This window comes from Mannheimia indoligenes (genome assembly GCF_036880405.1).
GTDB classification, from domain to species: domain Bacteria; phylum Pseudomonadota; class Gammaproteobacteria; order Enterobacterales; family Pasteurellaceae; genus Mannheimia; species Mannheimia indoligenes.
Map to the genome: position 1 here is coordinate 126,777 of NZ_JBAJJM010000012.1, position 23,739 is coordinate 150,515.

Genomic DNA, 23,739 nt, shown 5'->3' on the forward strand with positions numbered 1-23,739 from the left:
ATTTCTCCTATTTTATAAGGATTAGTTATGAAAAAAATATTACAACTCTCTGTGATTATTTCTGGGATGTTATTATCTGCTTGTGGTAATGAAGATATTATTGTTGATATGCCTAAATTAGAGTCTTTTGAGTTTTATATTAAGAACCCTGAGCGGATGGATGAATTATCTAGTAGTTACTGTGAAGAAACTTATTTTGATAAATATGATTCAGTGTTACGTAGTGATAAGGTAAAAAATGAAAATATAGTAAAATTTGTTAATGCAAACTTTGATAATGTTATCAATAATTCAGTAAGCTGTGAATTACTTAGTGGCAAGATTGCTGAATATAAAAGACAACAAGAAAAGCAAAAACGGGAGAAGGAAGAACAAGAAAAACAAGAAATACTTGATAAAGTAGTTAAAGAAGAAATTAATAAATATTCTAATCTAAGTTGGGATAAGGCAATTTCTAAGATTATTTCTACTAATAAAGAGTTTAAACTTTGGTCATTAAAACATTTATTACAACAATTTCAAGATAATCGACCTAGTGGTAATACTCCTGAGAAGTTAACCTATTATAGTTATGTTTATTTTGTTAAACAAGGCTATGATACCTTAATGGCATTATCTGTAGATGATTTAGTTAAAGAGCCTGAATATTGTAAATTAGATAAGAGAGAAAATTCTGCCTGTGGTGTTTGGAATCAAACATTAAAATTAAAATTTGAAGAGCTTAAATTTACTTATATGGCGGATTGGGAGAAATTAAAAGAATCCTATAATCAATATTGTTATCAGCCATTTGATGATTTTTTAGTGAGTAAAAATGCAAAAAATCCTGATGAAATAACAAGAAGTACTTATGCAGAAATAGAAGAAAAATCATTTGAATTAATGAATAATATGTATTGTGGACCTACAGTTGCTGCGATAAAAGAGCTGGGGCTTACTGTAAATTTATATAAGAAATTAGATTGATTGAATTATTGGCATAGCAGGAGTGTTATGCCTTATTTTTAAGGTGATTATATGAGCAGTATAAAGGACTTTATTAATAATTTTATTAAGTTAGAAAGGTTTAGTTTTTTAATAGACAGGTTAATATGTTTTTATCGTAAAATTAATATAGAAGGTAAATTTAGAAAAAATACTTCTTCAAGATTATTGAAATATATTTCACAGCATAAATTAATAACTTTGAGTATGCTTTCTATTATAGTTATTATGCCCAGTTTTATTAAAGGTACAGAAGTAACATACCCTGAAATCTGTTACGGTAAAAAAGTTCGTGTAGGAAATTCTTTTGAGGATTATCCTAAAGAATTTGGTATTCTCATTTCTGAAGAGGATCCTGAGCAATCACTTGCTAGAGTGGGAGTAAATATAGGATATTATAAAGAATATGATGATGAAGTATTAGCTCGTTTATATAAAGCAAAATACTTACGTTTATCGAAGCAACAAGGACAACAAGCAGCAGAAAATTTTGCTGAAACCATTCGTAAAACTTGTCGTAGAAATACAAGCTTTAAATAAGCATAGTTTGGTGTTTTTTAGACTATTGTGAGTTGTTAATTTATAAAAAAAAGGCTATAATTTACAACCATTTTTAGTAAAAATTGGCTGACGGCTTGACCGGTCAGCCTTTTGTGCTTGAACGCAAGTGTTGGTTTTGTCATTTTAATCAACAAAATTTGCAAATTTCCTGCCCAATTTGACCGCTTGCAGTAGTGATTTTTGACTGCTTGATTGGCGATTGGAAAATGACACCTCGTACAGTTTTTTATAATGCCACTTCCAACCGAGTCTTTCGTGTCGGATTGTGTAATCTCAACCAAAATATATTTCAGAGGCTATCTTAAAAAATGGCATATTCATATTCCGAGAAAAAGCGTATTCGTAAGAGCTTTGGCAAACGTCCACAAGTTCTGAACGTACCTTATCTATTAACAATTCAGCTTGATTCTTTTGAAAAATTTATTGAAAAAGATCCTGAAGGGCAACAAGGTTTAGAAGCGGCATTCCGTTCAGTTTTCCCGATTGTGAGCAACAACGGTGCAACTGAATTGCAATACGTTTCTTACGAATTAGGTGAGCCGGTGTTTGACGTGCGTGAATGTCAAATCCGTGGCACAACCTATGCTGCACCATTACGCGTGAAATTGCGTTTAGTGTCTTACGACCGTGAGGCTGCTGCCGGTACAATCAAAGATATTAAAGAGCAAAACGTGTATATGGGCGAAATCCCATTAATGACCGACAACGGTACTTTTGTTATCAACGGTACTGAGCGTGTTATTGTTTCTCAATTACACCGTAGCCCGGGCGTGTTCTTCGATTCTGACAAAGGTAAAACCCACTCATCAGGTAAAGTGCTTTATAACGCACGTATTATTCCTTACCGTGGTTCTTGGTTAGATTTTGAGTTCGATCCGAAAGATAACTTATTCGCTCGTATCGACCGTCGCCGTAAATTACCGGCAACTATTATTCTGCGTGCATTGGGCTACACGACCGAAGAAATCTTAAATTTATTCTTCGAGAAAGTTAAATTTGAAATTGTTGATAACAAATTATTAATGACGTTAGTGCCTGAGCGTTTAAGAGGCGAAACAGCTTCATTTGATATTGCAGCAAACGGTAAAGTGTATGTTGAAATGGGTCGCCGTATCACTGCTCGTCACATTCGTGCGTTAGAAAAAGATAACGTGACACAAATCGAAGTGCCGGTGGAGTACATCGTCGGTAAAGTAGCAGCACAAGATTATGTTGATTTATCATCAGGTGAAGTGATCTGTCCTGCGAATATGGAAATCTCAATGGAGATGTTAGCGAACCTTTCGGCAGCAGGCTATAAAGAGATTGAAGTACTATTTACCAACGATTTAGATCACGGTCCATACATTTCTGAAACATTACGTGTTGATCCAACTTACGACCGTTTAAGTGCGTTAGTGGAAATTTACCGTATGATGCGTCCGGGTGAGCCACCAACAAAAGAAGCAGCAGAAGCGTTATTTGACAATATGTTCTTCTCAGCAGAGCGTTATGATTTATCTGCTGTAGGTCGTATGAAATTTAACCGCTCTTTAGAAATCCCTGAAGGCGAAGGTACGGGCATTTTAAGCAACGATGATATCATCGGTGTGATGAAAAAATTAATTGAGATCCGTAACGGTCGTGGTGAGGTGGATGATATCGACCACTTAGGTAACCGTCGTATCCGTTCTGTGGGCGAGATGGCAGAAAACCAATTCCGTATTGGTTTAGTGCGTGTTGAGCGTGCAGTGCGTGAGCGTTTATCTTTAGGTGATTTAGATGGCGTAACACCACAAGATTTAATCAATGCGAAACCGATTTCTGCGGCAGTGAAAGAATTCTTCGGCTCTTCACAACTTTCGCAATTTATGGACCAAAATAACCCGCTTTCAGAGGTTACACACAAACGCCGTATCTCTGCATTAGGTCCGGGTGGTTTAACCCGTGAGCGTGCGGGCTTTGAGGTTCGAGATGTTCACCCGACTCACTACGGTCGTTTGTGTCCAATCGAAACCCCAGAGGGTCCAAACATCGGTTTGATCAACTCACTTTCTGTGTATGCTCGTACCAATAACTACGGTTTCTTAGAAACCCCATTCCGTAAAGTGGTTGATGGTCAAGTAACAGAAGAGATCGAGTACTTATCAGCAATTGAAGAGAGCAATAATATCATTGCTCAGGCGAACTCAAACTTAGATGAGAACTTCCGCTTTACCGATACTTATGTAACTTGCCGTCAGCAAGGTGAGTCAGGTTTATTCAAGCCAGAAGAAGTTCAGTATATGGACATCTCAACCCAACAAGTGGTTTCTGTGGCGGCAGCGTTAATTCCGTTCTTAGAGCACGACGATGCGAACCGTGCGTTGATGGGTGCGAACATGCAACGTCAAGCTGTCCCAACATTACGTGCGGATAAACCATTAGTCGGTACGGGTATGGAAAAACCAATCGCCCTTGACTCTGGTGTAGCGATTGTTGCAAAACGTGGTGGTACAGTTCAGTATGTTGATGCATCTCGTATCGTAGTTAAAGTGAATGAAGATGAAACGATTCCGGGCGAAGCGGGTATCGACATCTATAACTTAATTAAATACACCCGTTCAAACCAAAACACCTGTATCAACCAAGTACCTTGTGTGAACTTAGGCGAGCCGGTAGCTCGTGGTGAGATCTTAGCAGACGGTCCTTCAACAGACTTAGGTGAATTAGCGTTAGGTCAAAATATCCGTGTGGCATTTATGCCTTGGAACGGTTATAACTTCGAAGACTCAATGTTAGTGTCTGAGCGTGTGGTTCAAGAAGATCGCTTCACGACAATCCACATTCAAGAATTATCTTGTGTAGCTCGTGATACCAAATTAGGTGCTGAAGAAATCACAGCAGATATTCCAAACGTGGGTGAATCAGCATTAAGCAAATTAGATGAATCAGGTATTGTTTACATCGGTGCGGAAGTAAAAGGTGGCGACATCTTAGTGGGTAAAGTAACCCCTAAAGGTGAAACCCAATTAACACCGGAAGAGAAACTATTACGTGCGATCTTCGGTGAAAAAGCATCAGACGTTAAAGATTCTTCACTTCGTGTACCAAACGGTACTTCAGGTACGGTTATCGATGTTCAAGTATTTACCCGTGATGGCGTAGAAAAAGATAAACGTGCGAAAGAAATCGAAGAACTTCAACTTCGTGAAGCGAAGAAAGATTTATCTGAAGAGTTAGAAATCTTAGAAGCCGGTTTATTCACTCGTGTTCGCAACCTATTAATTGAAGGTGGCGTGAAAGAGTCTGCACTAGATGGCGTTGCTCGTGAGAAATGGTTAGAACAAACTTTAGATGACGAAGCTAAACAAAATCAATTAGAGCAGTTAGCGGAACAACACGAAGAGTTACGCAAAGAGTTTGAACGTAAACTTGAAATCAAACGTAATAAAATCATTCAAGGCGATGATTTAGCACCGGGCGTGTTAAAAGTAGTTAAAGTGTACCTTGCGGTTAAACGCCAAATCCAACCGGGTGATAAGATGGCTGGTCGTCACGGTAACAAAGGTGTTATCTCAAAAATCAACCCTGTTGAAGATATGCCATACGATGAAAACGGTCAGCCGGTTGAAATCGTGTTGAACCCGTTAGGTGTTCCATCTCGTATGAACATCGGTCAGATCTTAGAAACTCACTTAGGCTTAGCGGCTCGTGGTATCGGTGATCAGATCGACAATATGATTAAGCAACAGCAAGAAATTGCTAAATTACGTGAATATATCCAAAAAGCGTATGACTTAGGACACGGTTCACAAGTGGTTGATTTAAGCACCTTCACAGATGAAGAAGTAATGCGTTTAGCGCAAAACTTACGTAAAGGTTTACCGCTTGCAACACCTGTATTCGATGGTGCTCACGAAACGGAGATCAAAGGCTTATTAGAATTAGGTGGCTTACCGACTTCAGGTCAGATTACCCTTTACGATGGTCGCACAGGTGAGAAATTCGAGCGTCCTGTAACTGTTGGTTATATGTATATGCTCAAATTGAACCACTTAGTTGATGACAAAATGCACGCACGTTCAACTGGTTCTTATAGCCTTGTTACTCAACAACCGTTGGGTGGTAAAGCTCAGTTCGGTGGTCAGCGTTTCGGTGAGATGGAGGTTTGGGCATTAGAAGCATACGGTGCTGCTTACACCTTACAAGAAATGCTCACAGTGAAATCAGATGACGTGAACGGTCGTACGAAGATGTACAAAAATATCGTAGACGGCACACATTATATGGAGCCGGGTATCCCAGAGTCATTTAATGTAATCACCAAAGAGATCCGTGCATTAGCGATCGATATGGAGTTAGACGAAGCGTAATAGTTGATTTTCCCTTGATCAAACTTCCCTCTTTAGAAAAGAGGGGAGCAGATCGGAGAATAAACTACAACAAGCGGTTAAATTTCGTAAAAATTTTGCAAAATCTAACCGCTTGTAGACAAAATTTACTCGCTCGGCTAATGGCGGGGCGAACTTAAAAACCTACCCTAGGGGCAAAAAAGTGAAAGACTTAGTGAAGTTTTTAAAAGCACAAACAAAATCAAGCGATGATTTTGATGTGATTAAAATTGGTTTAGCATCACCGGACAAGATCCGTTCTTGGTCGTTCGGTGAAGTAAAAAAACCGGAAACGATTAACTACCGTACCTTCAAACCAGAGCGTGATGGTTTATTCTGTGCACGTATTTTCGGACCGGTAAAAGATTACGAGTGTTTATGTGGTAAATATAAACGTTTAAAACATCGTGGTGTAATTTGTGAAAAATGCGGTGTTGAAGTAACCCAAACTAAAGTACGCCGTGAGCGTATGGGGCATATCGAATTAGCGTGTCCGGTTGCCCATATTTGGTTCTTAAAATCACTTCCGTCCCGTATCGGCTTAATTTTAGATATGCCGTTACGTGATATTGAACGTGTACTTTATTTCGAAAGCTATGTGGTAACTGAGCCGGGTATGACTGATTTAGAGAAAAATCAGCTATTAACCGAAGAACAGTTTATGGATGCTGAAGAGCGTTGGGGCGATGAGTTTGAAGCGAAAATGGGTGCAGAAGGTATCCAAGCATTACTTCGTGATTTAGATTTAGAACACCAATGCGAAGTATTGCGTGAAGAGTTACAAGAAACTAACTCTGAAACCAAACGTAAAAAAATCACTAAACGTTTAAAAACTTTAGAAGCATTCTTGCAATCAGGCAACAAACCTGAGTGGATGGTAATGACAGTATTACCGGTATTGCCACCGGATTTACGTCCGTTAGTTCCGCTTGATGGTGGTCGTTTTGCAACGTCTGACTTAAACGATTTATATCGCCGTGTAATCAACCGTAATAACCGTTTAAAACGCTTATTAGACTTAGTTGCACCGGATATTATCGTGCGTAACGAAAAACGTATGTTACAAGAGTCTGTAGACGCGTTATTAGACAACGGTCGTCGTGGTCGTGCGATTACCGGTTCTAACAAACGTCCGTTAAAATCTTTGGCAGATATGATCAAAGGTAAACAAGGTCGTTTCCGTCAAAACTTATTAGGTAAACGTGTAGACTATTCAGGTCGTTCGGTAATTACCGTAGGTCCATACTTACGCTTACACCAATGTGGTTTACCGAAAAAAATGGCATTGGAATTATTCCGTCCGTTTATCTACTCTAAATTAGAATCTCGTGGCATTGCATCAACTATCAAAGCTGCGAAGAAAATGGTAGAACGTGAAGATCCGATCGTATGGGATATTCTTGCAGAAGTTATCCGTGAGCATCCGATTCTTCTGAACCGTGCACCAACGCTTCACCGTTTAGGTATTCAAGCGTTTGAACCGTTACTGATCGAAGGTAAAGCAATCCAGTTACACCCACTTGTGTGTGCGGCGTTCAACGCGGACTTCGATGGAGACCAAATGGCGGTACACGTTCCATTAACACTTGAAGCTCAGTTAGAAGCTCGTGCGTTAATGATGTCTACCAACAACGTACTTTCACCGGCAAGTGGTGATCCGATTATCGTACCATCTCAAGACGTTGTATTAGGCTTGTACTATATGACCCGTGAGAAAGTAAACGGTAAAGGCGAAGGAATGTACTTCCTAGACCCACGTGAAGCGGAAAAAGCTTACCGTACCGGTCAGGCAGAATTACACTCTCGTGTTAAAGTGCGTGTAACTGAATATGAGAAAAATGAAGCAGGCGAGTTTGTTGCTAAAACTGAATTAGTGGATACCACTATCGGTCGTGCAATCTTATGGATGATTGCACCAAAAGGTATGCCATTTAGCTTATTCAACCAAACATTAGGTAAAAAAGCGATCTCGAAATTAATTAACGAGAGCTACCGTCGTTTAGGTTTGAAAGAGTCGGTGGTTTTAGCTGACCAAATTATGTACACAGGTTTCGCCTACGCGGCACGTTCAGGTGCATCGGTTGGTATTGATGATATGGTTATCCCAGAACAAAAATACTCAATCATTGAAGCAGCTGAAGCAGAAGTTGCTGAAATTCAAGAGCAATTCAATGGCGGTCTAGTAACTGCCGGTGAGCGTTATAACAAAGTAATCGATATTTGGGCGGCGGCAAACGAACGTGTTGCAAAAGCGATGATGGAAAACCTTTCAACGGAAGAAGTCATCAACCGTGAAGGTAATCCTGAAAAACAAGCATCATTCAACAGCATCTTTATGATGGCAGACTCCGGTGCTCGTGGTTCTGCGGCACAGATTCGTCAGTTAGCGGGTATGCGTGGCTTGATGGCACGTCCGGATGGTTCGATTATCGAAACGCCGATCACGGCAAACTTCCGTGAAGGCTTGAACGTTCTTCAGTACTTTATTTCTACCCACGGTGCACGTAAGGGTCTTGCGGATACGGCATTAAAAACAGCGAACTCAGGTTACTTAACCCGTCGTTTAGTGGATGTAGCACAAGATTTAGTGATCATCGAAGATGACTGTGGTACACACGAAGGTATCGTGATGACCCCATTAATCGAGGGTGGTGATGTAAAAGAAGCTCTGCGTGATCGTGTATTAGGTCGTGTGGTAGCGGAAGATGTGTTAAAACCGGGTACAGATGAAGTATTAATTCCACGTAATACCTTATTAGATGAAAAATGGTGTGATGTGGTGGATCGTGAGTCAGTTGATGTGATCAAAGTACGTTCGGTGGTAACTTGTGATACAGACTTCGGTGTGTGTGCAAAATGTTACGGACGTGATCTCGCACGTGGACACTTAATTAATCAAGGTGAAGCAGTGGGTGTTATTGCGGCACAATCAATCGGTGAGCCGGGTACACAGCTAACGATGCGTACGTTCCATATCGGTGGTGCGGCATCTGCGGCAGCGAAAGAATCTAGCATTCAAGTGAAAAATGCAGGTACGATTAAATTAGCAAACGCGAAATTCGTTACCAACAAAGAAGGTAAGATTGTTCTAACTTCTCGTAATACAGAATTAACAGTTGTAGATACCTTCGGTCGTACAAAAGAAAACTACAAAGTGCCTTATGGTGCAGTGCTTTCTAAGCATGACGGTGCAGAGGTGAATGCAGGTGAAGTGGTAGCGAACTGGGATCCGCATACAATGCCGGTTATCTCAGAGGTATCAGGTCGTATCCAATTCAGCGACATCGTGGATGGCTTAACCGTAACTCGTCAAACTGATGAATTAACCGGTTTATCATCAATCGTAGTACAAGATGTGGGTGAACGTGCAACTGCAGGTAAAGACTTACGTCCGGCATTGCGTTTAGTGGATAGCAACGGTAACGATATCTTAATTCCGGGTACAGACGTTCCGGCACAATACTTCTTACCGGGTAAAGCGATTGTAACCTTAGATGACGGTGCAGAAATCGCGGTGGGTGAAGCGTTAGCTCGTATTCCACAAGAATCTGTAGGTACGAAAGATATTACCGGTGGTCTTCCACGCGTAGCAGATTTATTTGAAGCACGTAAACCGAAAGATCCGGCAATCTTGGCAGAAATTTCAGGTATCGTATCATTCGGTAAAGAAACCAAGGGTAAACGCCGCTTGGTAATTACTCCGGCTGAAGGCGAAGCGTACGAAGAAATGATTCCAAAGTGGCGTCAATTAAACGTATTCGAAGGCGAGATGGTACAACGTGGTGATGTAATCTCTGATGGTGCAGAAACTCCACACGATATCTTGCGTTTACGTGGCGTACACGCAGTAACAGACTACATTGTAAACGAAGTACAAGAAGTTTACCGCTTACAAGGGGTAAAAATTAACGATAAACATATTGAAGTTATCGTTCGCCAAATGTTACGTAAGGCAACCATTACTAACGCTTACGACTCTGAATTCCTAGACGGAGAACAAGTAGAAGTAGCTCGTGTGAAAATTGCTAACCGCAAACGTGAAGCAGAAGGCAAACCACTTGTTGAGTTCGAGCGTGAATTGCTTGGTATTACCAAAGCATCACTTGCGACAGAAAGCTTTATTTCTGCAGCATCGTTCCAAGAAACTACTCGAGTGCTTACTGAAGCAGCAGTGGCAGGTAAACAAGATGAGTTACGTGGCTTAAAAGAAAACGTAATCGTTGGTCGCTTAATCCCGGCAGGTACAGGTTTTGCTTACCACCAAGCTCGTGCGAAAAAACGTGCACAACTTGAAGCAGGCATCGCAGTAGCTCCTGAGTTTGAAGCTCCGGCTACGAAAGTAAACTCATTTGTAACCGATGCAGACATCGAAGCTGAATTTGAATTTGTTGCAGACGATGCAACTCAAAGTTTAGCTGCGTTATTAAATGCAGGTGATGAAGAATAATTCGTAGCGTATAGATAAAAAGCCCCCAGAACGAAAGCTCTGGGGGCTTTTTGTTTATTATATGATTTCTATTGGAGTTAAAATAACATCATATCCATCATTCCTTATATTATTTATAGTATTAAATAAACTTATCTTCGAGAAAGAACTCATATTAAGAGGAAAACCACTAATTTTATTAGATTCTATTGCAATAGCAATTACAACAGTTTTCTTTGTTTCTTCTGAAATAGTAAAGACGCTTGTACATTTTTCTCTAAATTCTTTTGAGTTTGCATATAAAGTAGATGCTATATATGCTTGTGAAAATAGGTATGAGGATTTTGCTCCCCAGACATTTTTAATGTGAATAAAACGATGTTTACTATGATCATAAAGGTCGGCAAGTTCAATTTTTGACTTTTCATCAGTCTTAATTAAATTTCGATCAAGTAATAAGAAACCTTTCTGTTTAGAAACCTCATCATTATATATCTGTTCAGCATAAGTTTTTCTATCCTCATTTTTTTCTATGGAAATAATTTTGTTTTTTATGTCATCAGCATTCCATTTTGGTAGATAATCATTTTCAATGGTAATATTCCTTATTTTATCATCTATAAAAGAAATGATATTATCTAAAATATTAAACCATTTGCCATCTAATTTTACGTAATGCTGATTATTTAAAGAAGCTTCGCAAACAATAAGCCTTTCTAGTGAGTTATTGTGATAAAAATCTTTTTCTCCCTCAGTTGTTATTCCCATAATATGTATATTTAATAGTTCTTTAAGAGATAGATTCATTTGAAAATTTTCTTGAATACGGACTTTGATTTCATCTATATCAAGCTCCTTTATTTCGAATTTATTATTTTTAATAGATAATTCATATTCAGAATAATCAAATCGTTTGAATGGATCTGGTAAATCTAAGTACAAGGTAGAGTGGCTGCTATTGATATTTTTATAGAACTTATATAGTTTCCTATAACAATTTAAATTTAACTTGTGTATTAATTCCTTATTTTTAACTTGTTTATACGATTTTGGCATCTTAATTTTTTCTTCTTGTCCTAGAATTTTATTAATTTCATCAAGCACATGCTCTATATGTCTAATATCTTTTTCTGTGCGGAGAACAATAGATGATTTACCTTGCACTACAAAGTGTTTTCCTGAGAATTCCCCTTTTCCTGATATACTTTTTAATATTTTATTATAGTTTTCATTGTCGAAGTTAGGGTTATAATTCGCTACACTTCTTTGTATTTGCCTTGTTTGGCTCTTTATAGAAAACTGATGGATAGAAGAAATAGATAAATTATCTATTAATCGCAAGGCAACATCTAATCCAAATTCATCTTCAATATACTCTTGAATAATCTTAAACCCATATCCCCCAGTAAGGGCATAAAGGTTATTTTTATAGTTTATTAGATAGATAAAACTATTTGAATAATTCTCGAATGATATTCCAGGTGCTAACGGTGTTATAAAATTACTCCATTCAGGAGTGCTTCTTTTATTTTTTTGTATAAATAAACTACTTTTTTCATCTGAGAAAATCTTTTCGTATTCATTTATAGAAGAGAAATTATCGAGAGTAAAATGTGATCTTAATTTAAAGATATTTATACGATTTGTTTTAGTTCTAGCCATAATAATCTATCCTTTAAATATAAGTATATATACCTAAATTTACTAACCTAACTTGCTTCTGATAATACAAGAATTAGCACTTGCAACATCTGATAAATGGTATCTTTAATACAAGCGGTTAAATTCCCTCAAAAATCTGCAAATTTCCCTCAACAAACGCTTGCGTTTGAACGTTGGCTTTGCCAACGGCTCCGAAGGAGCGAGCGTAGCGAGTAAATCCAACCGCTTGTACCTCCACTATAACTCCCCAAACGCTTTATGCGCAGCCTCTAACGTGCGGGCAATATCTTCATCTGTGTGAGCTAAAGACATAAACCCTGCCTCGAATGCTGATGGGGCTAAATACACGCCTTGTTCTAACATTAGGTGGAAGAAACGGTTGAATTTGGCGGCATCGCATTTCATTACTTCTTGGAAGTTGGTAATAGCTTTTTGTTCGGTGAAGAATAAGCCGAACATCCCGCCGACATATTGTACCGTTAATGGCACATTGTGCTTATCTGCAAGAGCTTTAAAGCCTTCAGCGAGGGTTTTGGTTTTTTCAGCTAAAATGGTTTCATTGCCCGCTTTCGATAATTCAGTTAAGCAAGCTAAACCTGCTGCCATTGCAATCGGGTTGCCTGAAAGCGTGCCTGCTTGGTAAACCGGACCGGTTGGGGCGATGTGTTCCATAATTTCTTTTTTACCGCCGAATGCACCCACCGGCATACCGCCGCCGATAATTTTGCCGAGCGTAGTTAAATCAGGTGTAACGCCGTAGTAAGATTGAGCTCCACCAAGTGCGACACGGAAGCCTGTCATTACTTCATCAATAATAAATACTGCACCGTATTGAGTACAAAGCTCACGCAAGCCTTGCAAAAAGCCTTCTTGTGGCGGAATACAGTTCATATTACCGGCAACAGGCTCAACAATTAAACAAGCGATCTCATTTGGATATTGTTCAAATGCTGCTTTCACCGAATCTAAATCGTTATAAGTGCAAGTAAGCGTGTGTTTCGCAAAATCTGCCGGTACGCCCGGACCACTTGGCTGACCAAGTGTTAAAGCACCTGAACCGGCTTTCACTAGAAGTGAATCAGAATGCCCGTGGTAGCAGCCTTCAAATTTGATGATTTTATCTCGCCCTGTGTAGCCACGAGCTAAGCGAATAGCAGACATTGTAGCTTCTGTGCCGGAGCTTACCATTCTCACCATTTCAATCGATGGTACTAATTTGCAGACTAATTCGGCAAGGGTGATTTCAGCCGCAGTTGGAGCACCGAAACTTAAGCCGTTTGGCACGGCTTTTAATACGGCATCAATAATAGCCGGGTGGTTATGTCCTAGCACCATTGGTCCCCAAGAACCAACATAGTCGATATATTGTTTGCCATCGCTATCCGTAATATAAGCACCTGCGGCTTTTTCAATAAAAACAGGTGTGCCACCGACTCCTTTGAATGCACGAACGGGGGAGTTTACCCCGCCCGGAATCACTTTTTGGGCTTGTTCAAATAGTTGTTCTGACATTGACATAATAATTCCTTTTCAGTTTTGATAAATTTGCTCTCTATTGTACTGAAAAGCCCCTATTTTCGCTAAAAAATTTTGCGACTTTGCTGCCTTGTGCTATGCTGAACATCTATTTTATTGCTCATTTTTTTGAGGTAATCCCACTATGTGGCTTACTTTTCTTACCGTTTTTATCGTTTCGTTTCTTGCCTTAATCGTTATGCGACCAGTGGCGGAATTTGTGGGTTTAGTCGATAAACCAAACTTTCGTAAACGCCATCAAGGTTTAATCCCGTTAATTGGTGGTATTGCATTATTTATCGGTAATCTCACCTTTTATTTTATGCAGTGGCAAGATATGCGACTGCCGGAGCTTTATCTCACGGCAGTTTCTATTTTGCTGATTATCGGCGTGTTAGATGATCGCTTTGACATCAGCCCACTACTGCGAGCCGGCATTCAAGCCGCGTTAGCAGGGGCGATGATTTACAGTGGCTTATCGCTGAGCAGTTTAGGGCAGATAATCGCCCCATTTAGTATTGAGCTAGGCTGGCTTGGCATTGTATTTACCGTTTTCATTACGATTGGTGTTATTAATGCCTTCAATATGGTTGATGGTATTGATGGCTTATTAGCAGGACTTTCAAGTGTGAGCTTCGCAGGGCTTGGCACATTGATGTTTATTAAAGATGAGCCAACTTTAGGCTATTGGTGTTTTGCTATCATTCTTGTACTACTGCCGTATGCAATGTTCAACTTAAGTCTATTTGGTGCAAAATGGAAAGTATTTATGGGCGACTCAGGCAGTATGCTGATTGGCTTTACTATTATTTGGATTTTACTGTTAAGCACGCAAGGACAAGGCTCACCAATCAGCCCGATTACAGGGTTATGGCTGATTGCCGTTCCTCTTATTGATATGGTGGCAGTAATTATTCGCCGTTTGAAAAAAGGTAAAAGTCCGTTCAAACCTGACCGCTTGCATTTGCACCATTTAATGATGCGAGCGGGATTAACCTCTCGCCAAGCCCTGTTAGTGATTACACTTTGGGCTGGTTTTTGTGCCACACTTGGCATATTGGGCGAAGTATATTACTGGAACCAATGGGTAATGATGTTGATGTTCATCGGTTTGTTCTTTTTATACGCCTATTCAATTACCCACGCGTGGCGTATAACGCGTTTTATTCGCCGTTTGAAACGCCGTGCAAAACGCACTAAACAAGTTTAAAGGAAATTGTTGTGAAAACGCTATTTTATCGTTTTTTAGTTCTGATTTTATTTGCTGCCATTGGGGGCGGTGCTGGTTATGGTTTGAGTTATACTCAGCCTGAAAAATGGCAAGTAACCGCTCAGTTTGAGCAACCGAGCATTCCTGATTTAGGTAATTATTATTCGTTGCTTTCTACTTATCGGTTTTTGAGTAGTAATACGCCGGAACTCAGTAGCCAAGCCACCCAGAAAGATGCGGTGGAACAAGCCTATGAGGAATTTAAACGCAATTTGAACTCTGCTGATTTGCTTCAAGCTTACTTATTAGAAAATGAAGTGGTAAAGCTAAAGGCTCAAGTTGAGAAAAAATCGACAGCGATTGTGGCGGCTGAATTGGTTGAGCAGTTTAGTTTCCAAAAAGATGTTACCACTTCTGCCGATAATCTGAGTTTAACTTTAGAAAATGCAGAAGATGCTCAAAAATTATTAACGGATTTTATTCCACTGGTAAACTCTCAAGCTCGTGAGAAGTTAAACGCCGATTTAATTGCGAAATGGAAGGTATTATTCCAACAAATTAAAACTGCTTCAGAGTTAAATGTTGGAACAAAAGGTAATCAAGACTGGGCGGCAAAATTGCAAATGATGCGTTCGGTTCAGCCATTGGATAACCAATTAAAAGCTTATCGTTTAGTGAAATCGCCTGCTATTCCACTAAAAGCAGAATCGCCGGATCGCCTGTTTTGGTTAATGGTTGGAGCATTAGGCGGATTGCTTATCGGCTTTATGTTAAGTTTTGCAGTAAGAGCAAAAACTAATGTAGCATTAGAAGAAGTATAATTAAAATGGCACACGAGTAGTGTGCCATTTCTCTTTTTAATGGGTAAAGATGCAAAAAACTAAATTTAATCGAATTTGTATTATTGGCTTAGGCTATATCGGGCTGCCAACGGCGGTGGCTTTTGCCAATGCAGGTAAGCAAGTGATTGGGGTGGATATTAATGAGCAAGTTGTAGCAAGCCTCAAGCAAGGCAAAATTCATATTATTGAGCCTGATTTGCAAACAGCCTTTACACAAGCGGTCAAAAATGGATATTTTTTTGCAACTCAAACGCCTGAGGAGGCGGATGCCTTTATTATTGCCGTGCCAACGCCACTATTAGGGAAAAAGCCCGATCTCTCCTATATGCAAAATGCTGCTTTAGCTATCGCCCCTTATTTACGCAAAGGGAATTTGGTGGTGCTTGAGTCCACTTCGCCTGTCGGTACAACAGAAAAATTAGCCGAGTGGTTAAGCCAAGCTCGTTCCGATTTAGCCTTTCCTGCCGATGTGCATATTGCCTACTGCCCTGAACGTGTTTTACCCGGCAGAATAATGACAGAATTGGTGGAAAATAACCGCATTATTGGTGGTTTAACCCCCCAATGCAGCCAACAAGCGGTCGATTTATACCAAATTTTTGCAAAAGGGAATTGTATTTCAACCCAAGCTCGCACGGCTGAAATGTGTAAGCTGGTGGAAAATAGCTTTCGTGATGTAAATATCGCTTTTGCCAACGAACTTTCAATGATTTGCGATGAGCTAGATATTAACGTGTGGGAGCTCATTGAGCTTGCCAATCAGCACCCAAGAGTGAATATTCTACAACCCGGAGCCGGCGTGGGCGGACATTGCATTGCGGTTGACCCTTGGTTCATTGTTTCTCAATCGCCTCAATTAGCCCGTTTAATTCGTACTGCACGAGAAGTAAATAATGCCAAGCCGCAATGGGTGTTAGAAAAACTCAAAGCCCTTGTGGCGGATTGTGTGGTAGAGAAAAATTGTAAACCCGGTGATCTAACCATTGCTTGTTTCGGTTTAGCCTTTAAGCCGGATATTGATGATTTGCGAGAAAGCCCTGCTTTAGCGATTACCCAACAAATCGCACAATGGCACAAAGGCGAAGTGCTGGCGGTTGAACCAAATATTCAGACTTTATCGTTAGAAAATGTAACATTAGTTGATACTGCTACAGCACTTTCCCAAGCCGATCTTATTGTTCTATTGGTTGATCATACACCATTCAAACAAATCTCAATTGACCGTGTGAAACAAAAATATCTGCTTGATTGCAGAGGGATATGGTTAAGATGATAAGGGCGGATAAATGGCTCTCTGATTTTTTCGGCAGAGAAATCGTGCAAGCAAAAGTAGCGGCTGATAATTTTGTTCACATAGACCGACTGCAAAAACAAGGTTTTATCTTTGTAGAAGGCGAGGTGGAACTTGCATTCGATCTTGTAAAATTTTTGCAAAATCCGACCGCTTGTAGTGAAGCAAAGATGTCTGATTTGCCTGAGTTAATTTCATTATTTGGTTCTGCTTTTCCAAATAGCCGTTTCCGCCCGCCTTATTTTTCTATAGAGGAAAATCAACGCTTTTATCAAACGTGGATTGAAAATGCAGTGAAAGGCGAATTTGATGATATTTGCCTGATTAAACGAAATGAATTAGGGCAACTTCAAGGAGCGATTACCGTTCGTTTATTCGCCGGTAAGCAAGCTAAAATTGGCTTACTGGCGGTAGAGCCTCGTTTTCAGCAACAAGGGACTGGTTCTGCGTTGTTGCACGCTGCAATCTATTGGGCGAAGCAACAGCAGGTAGATAAGTTATTTGTTGCTACGCAAAGTAGTAATCTGAAGGCTGCTCGGTTGTACCAATCTCTAGGGGCAAATATACAAGCGGTCTATTATTGGTTTTATCCTGCAATTTCAAGCAATTTATGAAAAACACAGATCTTATCCCATTCAATCAACCACCGATTATTGGCTCGGAACTTGGCTATATTCAACAAGCAATGGCGAGCGGAAAGCTATCAGGCAATGGTAAATTTACCCATTTGTGCGAACAGTGGCTGGAGAAAAACCTCACGCACAGTAAAGTGCTACTCACACCTTCTTGCACGGCAGCTTTAGAAATGGCTGCGATGTTGTTGGATATTCAGCCTGGTGATGAAGTGATTATGCCAAGTTACACTTTTGTTTCTACTGCCAACGCTTTTGTGTTGCGTGGGGCGAAAATCGTGTTTGTGGATATTCGCCCTGATACAATGAATATTGATGAAAACCAAATCGAGCAAGCAATCACACCGAAAACCAAAGCCATTGTGCCTGTGCATTATGCCGGTGTGGCGTGCGAGATGGAAAAAATTATGGCGATTGCTGAAAAGCACGGGCTTTATGTAGTGGAAGATGCTGCTCAAGCTGTTAATGCGTTTTATCAAGGCAGAGCATTAGGCTCAATTGGACATATTGGTTGCTATAGCTTCCACGAAACCAAAAATTACTCGGCAGGTGGTGAAGGCGGAGCGATCGTGTTGAATGATCCGACATTGATCGCTAGAGCGGAGATCTTACGGGAGAAAGGTACGGATCGAAGCTGGTTTTTTCGTGGTGAGGTGGATAAATACCGTTGGCAGGATATTGGATCGAGTTTTTTAATGTCTGAAATTCAAGCTGCCTATTTGTATGCTCAACTTGAAGTGGCAGATAAAATTAATCAAAAACGATTAACTTTGTGGCAGAACTATTTGCAAGCCTTTTTGCCGTTAGCTCAAACAGGCAGAGTAGTGCTACCAAGTTCGGCAGAACAATATCAACATAACGGGCATTTGTTTTATCTGAAACTGAAAGATTTAGCTGAACGTTCGGCGTTTATTGAGTTTATGAAAGCTCAAAAGATCTTAACAGTGTTTCATTATGTACCGTTACATTCCAGCCCTGCCGGGGGGAAGTTTGGCAGATTTAGTGGGGAAGAGTGTTTTACTACAAAAGAAAGTGAACGATTAGTGAGATTGCCGCTGTTTTATAATTTAACTGAACAAGAACAATCTAGGGTCATTGAGGCGACAATAAGCTTTTTCGAACAATAAAAAAACGGCTGAGATTATTCTCAGCCGTTCTCTATTATGAATAATAAAGTTCAAATTCTACCGGGTGTGGGGTCATATTCACACGCTCAACTTCTTTGCGGCGAATGCCGATATACGCATCAATAAAATCTTTAGTGAACACGCCACCTTGAGTTAAGAATTCAAAGTCATTGCTTAAGGCATCAAGAGCAGATTCTAACGATGAAGCAACTGTTGGAATATCTTTTAACTCTTCCGGCGGTAAATCGTATAGGTTTTTATCCATTGCATCGCCCGGGTGGATTTTATTGATCACACCGTCTAAACCTGCCATTAATAATGCTGCGAAGCAAAGGTAAGGGTTTGCCATTGGGTCTGGGAAGCGAGCTTCTACACGAGTTGCTTTCGGGCTGGTTACTGCCGGAATACGGATAGATGCTGAGCGGTTACTTGCTGAATAAGCTAATAACACAGGTGCTTCAAAGCCCGGAACTAAACGTTTATATGAGTTAGTCGTTGGGTTGGTGAAGGCATTTAATGATTTAGCGTGCTTGATGATACCACCGATATAGTAAAGAGCAGTTTCAGATAAGCCTGCGTATTTGTCGCCCATAAAGACGTTTTTGCCGTCTTTGCTTAACGACATATTACAGTGCATTCCCGAACCGTTATCGCCTGCGAACGGTTTTGGCATAAAGCAGGCTGTTTTACCGTGTTCAACCGCTACATTTTGCACGATGTATTTGTAAATTTGGGTTTCGTCCGCTTTTAACGTTAAGCTATTGAATTTGGTTGCGATCTCATTTTGACCTGCAGTTGCCACTTCGTGATGGTGAGCTTCGATCACTAAGCCCATTTCTTCCATCAGTAAGCACATTTCTGAGCGAATATCGTGAGCAGTATCAATTGGGGCAATCGCACAGTAGCCGCCTTTTTTCAATGGGCGATAGCCATTGTTACCGTCTTCAAATTTACGGTTGGTATTCCAAGCGGCTTCAACATCATCAATTTTGTATGAGACATTGTTCATCTCGGTGCTGAAACGCACATCATCAAATAGGAAAAATTCCGGCTCAGGTCCGAACATCACGCTGTCGGCAATACCGGTAGATTTTAAATAGTTTTCTGCACGTTGAGCGATAGAGCGAGGGTCGCGGTCATAAGACTGCATTGTGTTAGGGTCGTAAATTGAACAGCGGATAGTGAGGGTAGGAATGCGAGCGAAAGGATCAACAACAGCAGTTTCGGCAATTGGCATTAAAAGCATATCGGCTTTATTAATCGCTTTCCAGCCCTCAACGGACGAGCCGTCGAACATTTTGCCTTCCTCGAATAAGTCTTCAAGATCATTGATGACCAAACTGACTGGTAATGAAACTCCGTGCTCTTTACCTTTAATATCAGTAAATTTTAATAAGACAAATTTGATATCATTGTCTTGAATCAGTTTAGATACGTTAGCGATTGCGTTCGACATAATATAAGTATTCCTCGTAGCGAAATTAATAAATAAAAACTCGCACATCATAGCATTTTTTTAGCTGGAAATGTGATGTTTTTTAGTCGCATTTATGCAAAAGAAATTTCGGCAGAATTGTCAATTTTTGTTAAAATTGGAAGTATTTTTTGGCTGAAGGAAATAACGTTATGCAACCGATTTATCATATTTTAGGCTCGGATATTCCACACCATAATCAGCGTGTTTTAACGTTTTTTCAACAAGAGTTGCTACCTACGTTGCCGCCTTCTTCCTATTATTTTTATGTAGTGGGTAAGGATATGCTTAAAACCTATTTCCCTGATTTGGAGATAACGACTTTTTCTACTCAAAAACAAATTGCTCAAGCACTCATTGCAAAAAATCAGCAAAATCCGACCGCTTGTTTTATCTTACACGGTCAGTTTAATCTGTGGGTTTGGCTTGCCATTGCGTTAGGAAAATTATCAACAGAAAATATTATCTGGCATATTTGGGGAGCGGATTTATATGAGGTCTGTGCTTCTTGGAAATTTAGGTTATTTTATCCAATTAGGCGGTTTGCTCAACGTAAGTTAAAGCAAGTCTGGGCAACAAGGGGTGATCTGGATTATGTCTGGCGACGTATAAGATCAAGATCGGAACAAGATCGGTTAATCTATTTCGCAACGAAATTGCCGGATCGACATAGCGTGCAGAGAGTTAAAAATGATCAATTAACTATTTTATTAGGCAATTCAGGCGATCCTTCTAATAATCATATTCAAGCATTAAAGGAAATCCAGCAGCGTTTGGGCAACAACGTACGAATTATGGTGCCAATGGGCTATCCGGCAAATAATGAATGCTATATTCAGCAAGTGGAAGCAGAGGGCAAGCGGTTATTTTTAGCGGAAAATTTGCAAATTCTGCGAGAAAAATTGGATTTTGACGAATATCTTTTATTGCTTTCACAATGCGATCTCGGCTATTTTAACTTTGAACGCCAACAAGGCATTGGTACGATTTGTTTGTTGATCCAACAGAATATTCCTTGCGTGTTGCACCCGAATAATCCGTTTGGTTTGGATATGCAAGCCGAGCAAGTGCCTTATCTGTTGGCGGAGAATATGACATTTTCAAAAATTCAAGCTGTCAAACAACAATTAGGTGATATGAATAAAAACAACATTGCATTTTTTCCTAAAACTTATCTGAAATTATGGCAAACACAATTAACTGAATTGATACATAATGAATAATTTACTGTTTCTTGGCGGATTTTACCTCGTTTCCGTAGGGCTATTTTTAACCGTACTTTATCGGCTTTATCAGAAATCGGGCTTTACTTTCCATTTACTGTTCAGTCTGATCTATTTTATTACCTTTTACGCAGGCTTCCCGCTTTCTCTCGCAATGGCATTAGGCTTTGATTACTTACTCCCAAACATTGAACATCAATGGTTGGTGTTTATGACAAGCGGAGTGGGCTATTTCATTTATTTTGTCGTTTATTCTTACTGTTGCTATTTTTCACTGCCGTTTGAGCCAAAATCTGCAAATTTTCAGGCAAAAATAACCGCTTGTATGTTGGCGTTAGTTGCCATTTCAACGTTATTTTACTTCCTTTATTTAAACGGTTTCCTCTTCTTTAAATTAGAAAAGTATAGCCAGCTGTTCGCTAAAGATTGGGTCGTGCTTTCAGCATTAAAACGTTTTTTCTACTTTTTATTGCCGGCTCTTCTGATTTTTTTCTTCTTATATAAGAACAAAAAAGCGTGGTGGACCGTGCTGATTATCGGCGGATTATTTGGCTTACTAACCTATTTCGCCGTAGGCGGTACAAGAGCAAATTTAGCATTAGCGGTGGCATTTTTCTTGCTGATTGGTTTGCAGCAAAAGTATCTTTCACTATCCACTGTAGTTTGGCTAGGGCTAAGTGGTGTAATCGCAATGTTTTTCCTCGCTCTCGCTCGCTATAAATTGAATCTTTCTGCCAGTGAAACGATCTACACCTTTTTATATTTGAGCCGAGATACCTTTTCACCTTGGGAAAATCTCGCCCGCTTATTATCTTCTGATGTGGAATATCAAGGTTTAATGCCAATTGTGAGGGATTTTTATGTCTATATTCCACAATCTGTTTGGCAAGAACGCCCCGATATTGCTTGGAACACGGCAAATTATTTCACTAAAGTGATTTTGGGGAATCATTCAGGCTTAGCCATTTCACCTACGTTATTAGGTTCTTTCTATATTATGGGTGGATTTTGGTTAATTGCGATTGGAATGGCGGTTGTGGCGTTTTTGATTAAAATGTTAGATAACTTTTTTACCTATGGAAAAGCAGTCAATTCCGCATTAATTCAGGCGTATTGTTTCGGTAATTTGTTCAACTTGATTGTTTTAGTCCGAGAGGGAATGGATGCTTTTGTCTCTCGCTTCCTCTTTTTTACGATTGTTTTTGCTGTTTGTTGGCTATTAGCGAAGTTAATAGGTGGGAAACAAGATGTTCGATAACGTCATTATTCGTGGCATTAGGTTACAAGCGGTTAAAAATCAGGAAATTTTTACAAATTTTTTAATGAATGAGCAGAGCATTCAACAGGGAAGATTGATCGCCATTAATGCGGAAAAAGTGATTAATGCAGAAAAAAATCCGCAGCTACACCAAGTGATTGCTGACGCTGAGTTTAACTATGCAGATGGGATCAGCATTGTTCAGTCGGTAAAAAAGAAATATCCAAATATGGAAATAGAAAGAATTGCAGGAGCAGATTTATGGGAAAAACTAATGCAAAAAGCAGGGGAGTTGAATGTGCCTGTTTTTTTAGTGGGTAGCACTTCTGAGAATTTAAAGTTAGTTGAAGCTAAGTTAGTGAAATGGAATGTCAATATTGTCGGCACGCATCACGGCTATTTTAATGCCGAAGATGAGCACTCTCTTATTACCCAAATTAAGCAAAGTGGAGCGAAATTTATCAGTGTTGCAATGGGAACGCCAAAGCAAGAGCTATTTATTCAAAAAGTCTATAAAGAATATCCGCAGGCTCTCTATATGGGGGTAGGGGGAACTTACGATGTTTTTACCGGAAAGACAAAAAGAGCACCTAAAGTCTGGCAAAACTTAGGACTGGAGTGGTTGTATCGCTTATTACATCAACCCACACGTTGGCAACGACAACTCAATTTGCTGAGATATGCTTATTATTATGTAACGAATCAGCTCTAAAAATCAGCATATTTGATATTTATTACACGTTTTGAATAAAATAAAATCAAATGAGATGTTTTTTTAAATTTTTTTGAAAAAGTGCTAGACAAGGGGAATGGAAATCTATAATATACGCCTCCGTTGCGACGCAATAACTTATTGATGTAAATCAAAGCGTTCGTAGCTCAGTTGGATAGAGCGTTGGCCTCCGGAGCCAAAGGTCGCAAGTTCGAATCTTGTCGAGCGCACCAGAGTCAATGCAGCACTATCAACACAATGGTGGCTATAGCTCAGTTGGTAGAGCCCTGGATTGTGATTCCAGTTGTCGTGGGTTCGAATCCCATTAGCCACCCCATTTTAAATATACTCTTAATGAGTAACTGACGGCGAGTAGCGCAGCTTGGTAGCGCAACTGGTTTGGGACCAGTGGGTCGTAGGTTCAAATCCTATCTCGCCGACCAATTCTTTTTTTTGCTCTTTAACAATTT

General features: G+C 39.8%; 15 protein-coding genes and 3 tRNA genes. 15 read left to right on the plus strand and 3 right to left on the minus strand.

Annotated features, from left to right (window positions below; translation table 11 throughout):
• Positions 1 to 27: 27 nt before the first annotated feature.
• The 4 genes from V6W77_RS09295 to rpoC all read left to right on the plus strand — a co-directional run bounded on the left by V6W77_RS09295 (position 28) and on the right by rpoC (position 10,344).
• Positions 28 to 966: a hypothetical protein gene (locus V6W77_RS09295; protein ID WP_334254473.1), complete on the plus strand. Its 939-nt coding sequence runs from the start codon at positions 28 to 30 to the stop codon at positions 964 to 966.
• Positions 967 to 1,017: 51 nt separating this feature from the next.
• Entirely contained in the window at positions 1,018 to 1,524 is a 507-nt protein-coding gene (locus V6W77_RS09300) for a hypothetical protein (RefSeq protein WP_334254474.1), read from the plus strand.
• A 329-nt stretch (positions 1,525 to 1,853) separates the two neighbouring features.
• The gene (gene rpoB, locus V6W77_RS09305) at positions 1,854 to 5,879 is read left to right on the plus strand and encodes a DNA-directed RNA polymerase subunit beta (protein WP_334254475.1); all 4,026 of its coding nucleotides are present in this window, start codon (positions 1,854 to 1,856) and stop codon (positions 5,877 to 5,879) included.
• 181 nt (positions 5,880 to 6,060) lie between these two features.
• A complete protein-coding gene (gene rpoC, locus V6W77_RS09310) occupies positions 6,061 to 10,344 on the plus strand; it encodes a DNA-directed RNA polymerase subunit beta' (RefSeq protein WP_334254476.1) in 4,284 nt (1,427 codons plus the stop codon).
• 57 nt (positions 10,345 to 10,401) lie between these two features.
• On the opposite strand, the gene V6W77_RS09315 is transcribed toward rpoC, so the two are convergent.
• On the minus strand, positions 10,402 to 11,985 hold the full coding sequence (locus V6W77_RS09315) for a DUF6119 family protein (protein WP_334254477.1): 1,584 nt from the start codon (positions 11,983 to 11,985) through the stop codon (positions 10,402 to 10,404).
• Between the two features lie 237 nt (positions 11,986 to 12,222).
• Positions 12,223 to 13,503, minus strand: a complete 1,281-nt coding sequence (hemL, locus tag V6W77_RS09320) for a glutamate-1-semialdehyde 2,1-aminomutase (RefSeq protein ID WP_334254478.1) — start codon at positions 13,501 to 13,503, stop codon at positions 12,223 to 12,225.
• Between the two features lie 142 nt (positions 13,504 to 13,645).
• On the opposite strand from hemL, the gene wecA reads away from it, so the two are divergent.
• The 5 genes from wecA to rffA are packed head-to-tail and all read left to right on the plus strand — an operon-like array spanning position 13,646 to position 18,602.
• Positions 13,646 to 14,710: a UDP-N-acetylglucosamine--undecaprenyl-phosphate N-acetylglucosaminephosphotransferase gene (gene wecA / locus V6W77_RS09325; protein WP_283386515.1), complete on the plus strand. Its 1,065-nt coding sequence runs from the start codon at positions 13,646 to 13,648 to the stop codon at positions 14,708 to 14,710.
• Positions 14,711 to 14,721: 11 nt separating this feature from the next.
• Positions 14,722 to 15,531 (plus strand): LPS chain length-determining protein, encoded by an 810-nt coding sequence (locus V6W77_RS09330; RefSeq protein ID WP_334254479.1) that lies wholly within the window; start codon positions 14,722 to 14,724, stop codon positions 15,529 to 15,531.
• A gap of 49 nt (positions 15,532 to 15,580) precedes the next feature.
• Positions 15,581 to 16,825 (plus strand): UDP-N-acetyl-D-mannosamine dehydrogenase, encoded by a 1,245-nt coding sequence (gene wecC / locus V6W77_RS09335; RefSeq protein WP_334254480.1) that lies wholly within the window; start codon positions 15,581 to 15,583, stop codon positions 16,823 to 16,825.
• The gene (rffC, locus tag V6W77_RS09340) at positions 16,813 to 17,457 is read left to right on the plus strand and encodes a dTDP-4-amino-4,6-dideoxy-D-galactose acyltransferase (protein ID WP_334254481.1); all 645 of its coding nucleotides are present in this window, start codon (positions 16,813 to 16,815) and stop codon (positions 17,455 to 17,457) included. Before wecC ends, rffC begins: the two co-directional genes overlap by 13 nt.
• On the plus strand, positions 17,454 to 18,602 hold the full coding sequence (rffA, locus tag V6W77_RS09345; RefSeq protein WP_334254482.1) for a dTDP-4-amino-4,6-dideoxygalactose transaminase: 1,149 nt from the start codon (positions 17,454 to 17,456) through the stop codon (positions 18,600 to 18,602). The genes rffC and rffA overlap by 4 nt, the downstream gene beginning before the upstream one ends.
• A gap of 34 nt (positions 18,603 to 18,636) precedes the next feature.
• On the opposite strand, the gene glnA is transcribed toward rffA, so the two are convergent.
• On the minus strand, positions 18,637 to 20,058 hold the full coding sequence (glnA, locus tag V6W77_RS09350; RefSeq protein WP_334254483.1) for a type I glutamate--ammonia ligase: 1,422 nt from the start codon (positions 20,056 to 20,058) through the stop codon (positions 18,637 to 18,639).
• 170 nt (positions 20,059 to 20,228) lie between these two features.
• Here glnA and V6W77_RS09355 point away from each other — a divergent pair, with 170 nt between their 5' ends.
• From V6W77_RS09355 to V6W77_RS09380, 6 genes are all read left to right on the plus strand, one after another.
• On the plus strand, positions 20,229 to 21,299 hold the full coding sequence (locus V6W77_RS09355) for a TDP-N-acetylfucosamine:lipid II N-acetylfucosaminyltransferase family protein (RefSeq protein WP_334254484.1): 1,071 nt from the start codon (positions 20,229 to 20,231) through the stop codon (positions 21,297 to 21,299).
• A complete protein-coding gene (locus V6W77_RS09360; protein WP_334254485.1) occupies positions 21,292 to 22,557 on the plus strand; it encodes a WzyE family oligosaccharide polymerase in 1,266 nt (421 codons plus the stop codon). Before V6W77_RS09355 ends, V6W77_RS09360 begins: the two co-directional genes overlap by 8 nt.
• A complete protein-coding gene (gene wecG / locus V6W77_RS09365) occupies positions 22,547 to 23,269 on the plus strand; it encodes a lipopolysaccharide N-acetylmannosaminouronosyltransferase (protein ID WP_334254486.1) in 723 nt (240 codons plus the stop codon). The genes V6W77_RS09360 and wecG overlap by 11 nt, the downstream gene beginning before the upstream one ends.
• A gap of 156 nt (positions 23,270 to 23,425) precedes the next feature.
• Positions 23,426 to 23,502, plus strand: a tRNA-Arg gene (locus V6W77_RS09370).
• Between the two features lie 28 nt (positions 23,503 to 23,530).
• Positions 23,531 to 23,606 (plus strand) — tRNA-His (locus tag V6W77_RS09375).
• Between the two features lie 29 nt (positions 23,607 to 23,635).
• Positions 23,636 to 23,712 (plus strand) — tRNA-Pro (locus V6W77_RS09380).
• Positions 23,713 to 23,739 lie beyond the last annotated feature (27 nt).

Bases quoted from the DNA above. Each gene is read 5' to 3' on its own strand.
- V6W77_RS09315 (WP_334254477.1), bottom strand. From the start codon at position 11,985: ATGGCTAGAACTAAAACAAATCGTATAAATATCTTTAAATTAAGATCA.
- wecA (WP_283386515.1), top strand. From the start codon at position 13,646: ATGTGGCTTACTTTTCTTACCGTTTTTATCGTTTCGTTTCTTGCCTTA.
- V6W77_RS09300 (WP_334254474.1), top strand. From the start codon at position 1,018: ATGAGCAGTATAAAGGACTTTATTAATAATTTTATTAAGTTAGAAAGG.
- V6W77_RS09355 (WP_334254484.1), top strand. From the start codon at position 20,229: ATGCAACCGATTTATCATATTTTAGGCTCGGATATTCCACACCATAAT.
- V6W77_RS09295 (WP_334254473.1), top strand. From the start codon at position 28: ATGAAAAAAATATTACAACTCTCTGTGATTATTTCTGGGATGTTATTA.
- glnA (WP_334254483.1), bottom strand. From the start codon at position 20,058: ATGTCGAACGCAATCGCTAACGTATCTAAACTGATTCAAGACAATGAT.
- wecC (WP_334254480.1), top strand. From the start codon at position 15,581: ATGCAAAAAACTAAATTTAATCGAATTTGTATTATTGGCTTAGGCTAT.
- wecG (WP_334254486.1), top strand. From the start codon at position 22,547: ATGTTCGATAACGTCATTATTCGTGGCATTAGGTTACAAGCGGTTAAA.
- hemL (WP_334254478.1), bottom strand. From the start codon at position 13,503: ATGTCAATGTCAGAACAACTATTTGAACAAGCCCAAAAAGTGATTCCG.
- rffA (WP_334254482.1), top strand. From the start codon at position 17,454: ATGAAAAACACAGATCTTATCCCATTCAATCAACCACCGATTATTGGC.
- rffC (WP_334254481.1), top strand. From the start codon at position 16,813: ATGGTTAAGATGATAAGGGCGGATAAATGGCTCTCTGATTTTTTCGGC.
- rpoB (WP_334254475.1), top strand. From the start codon at position 1,854: ATGGCATATTCATATTCCGAGAAAAAGCGTATTCGTAAGAGCTTTGGC.
- V6W77_RS09360 (WP_334254485.1), top strand. From the start codon at position 21,292: ATGAATAATTTACTGTTTCTTGGCGGATTTTACCTCGTTTCCGTAGGG.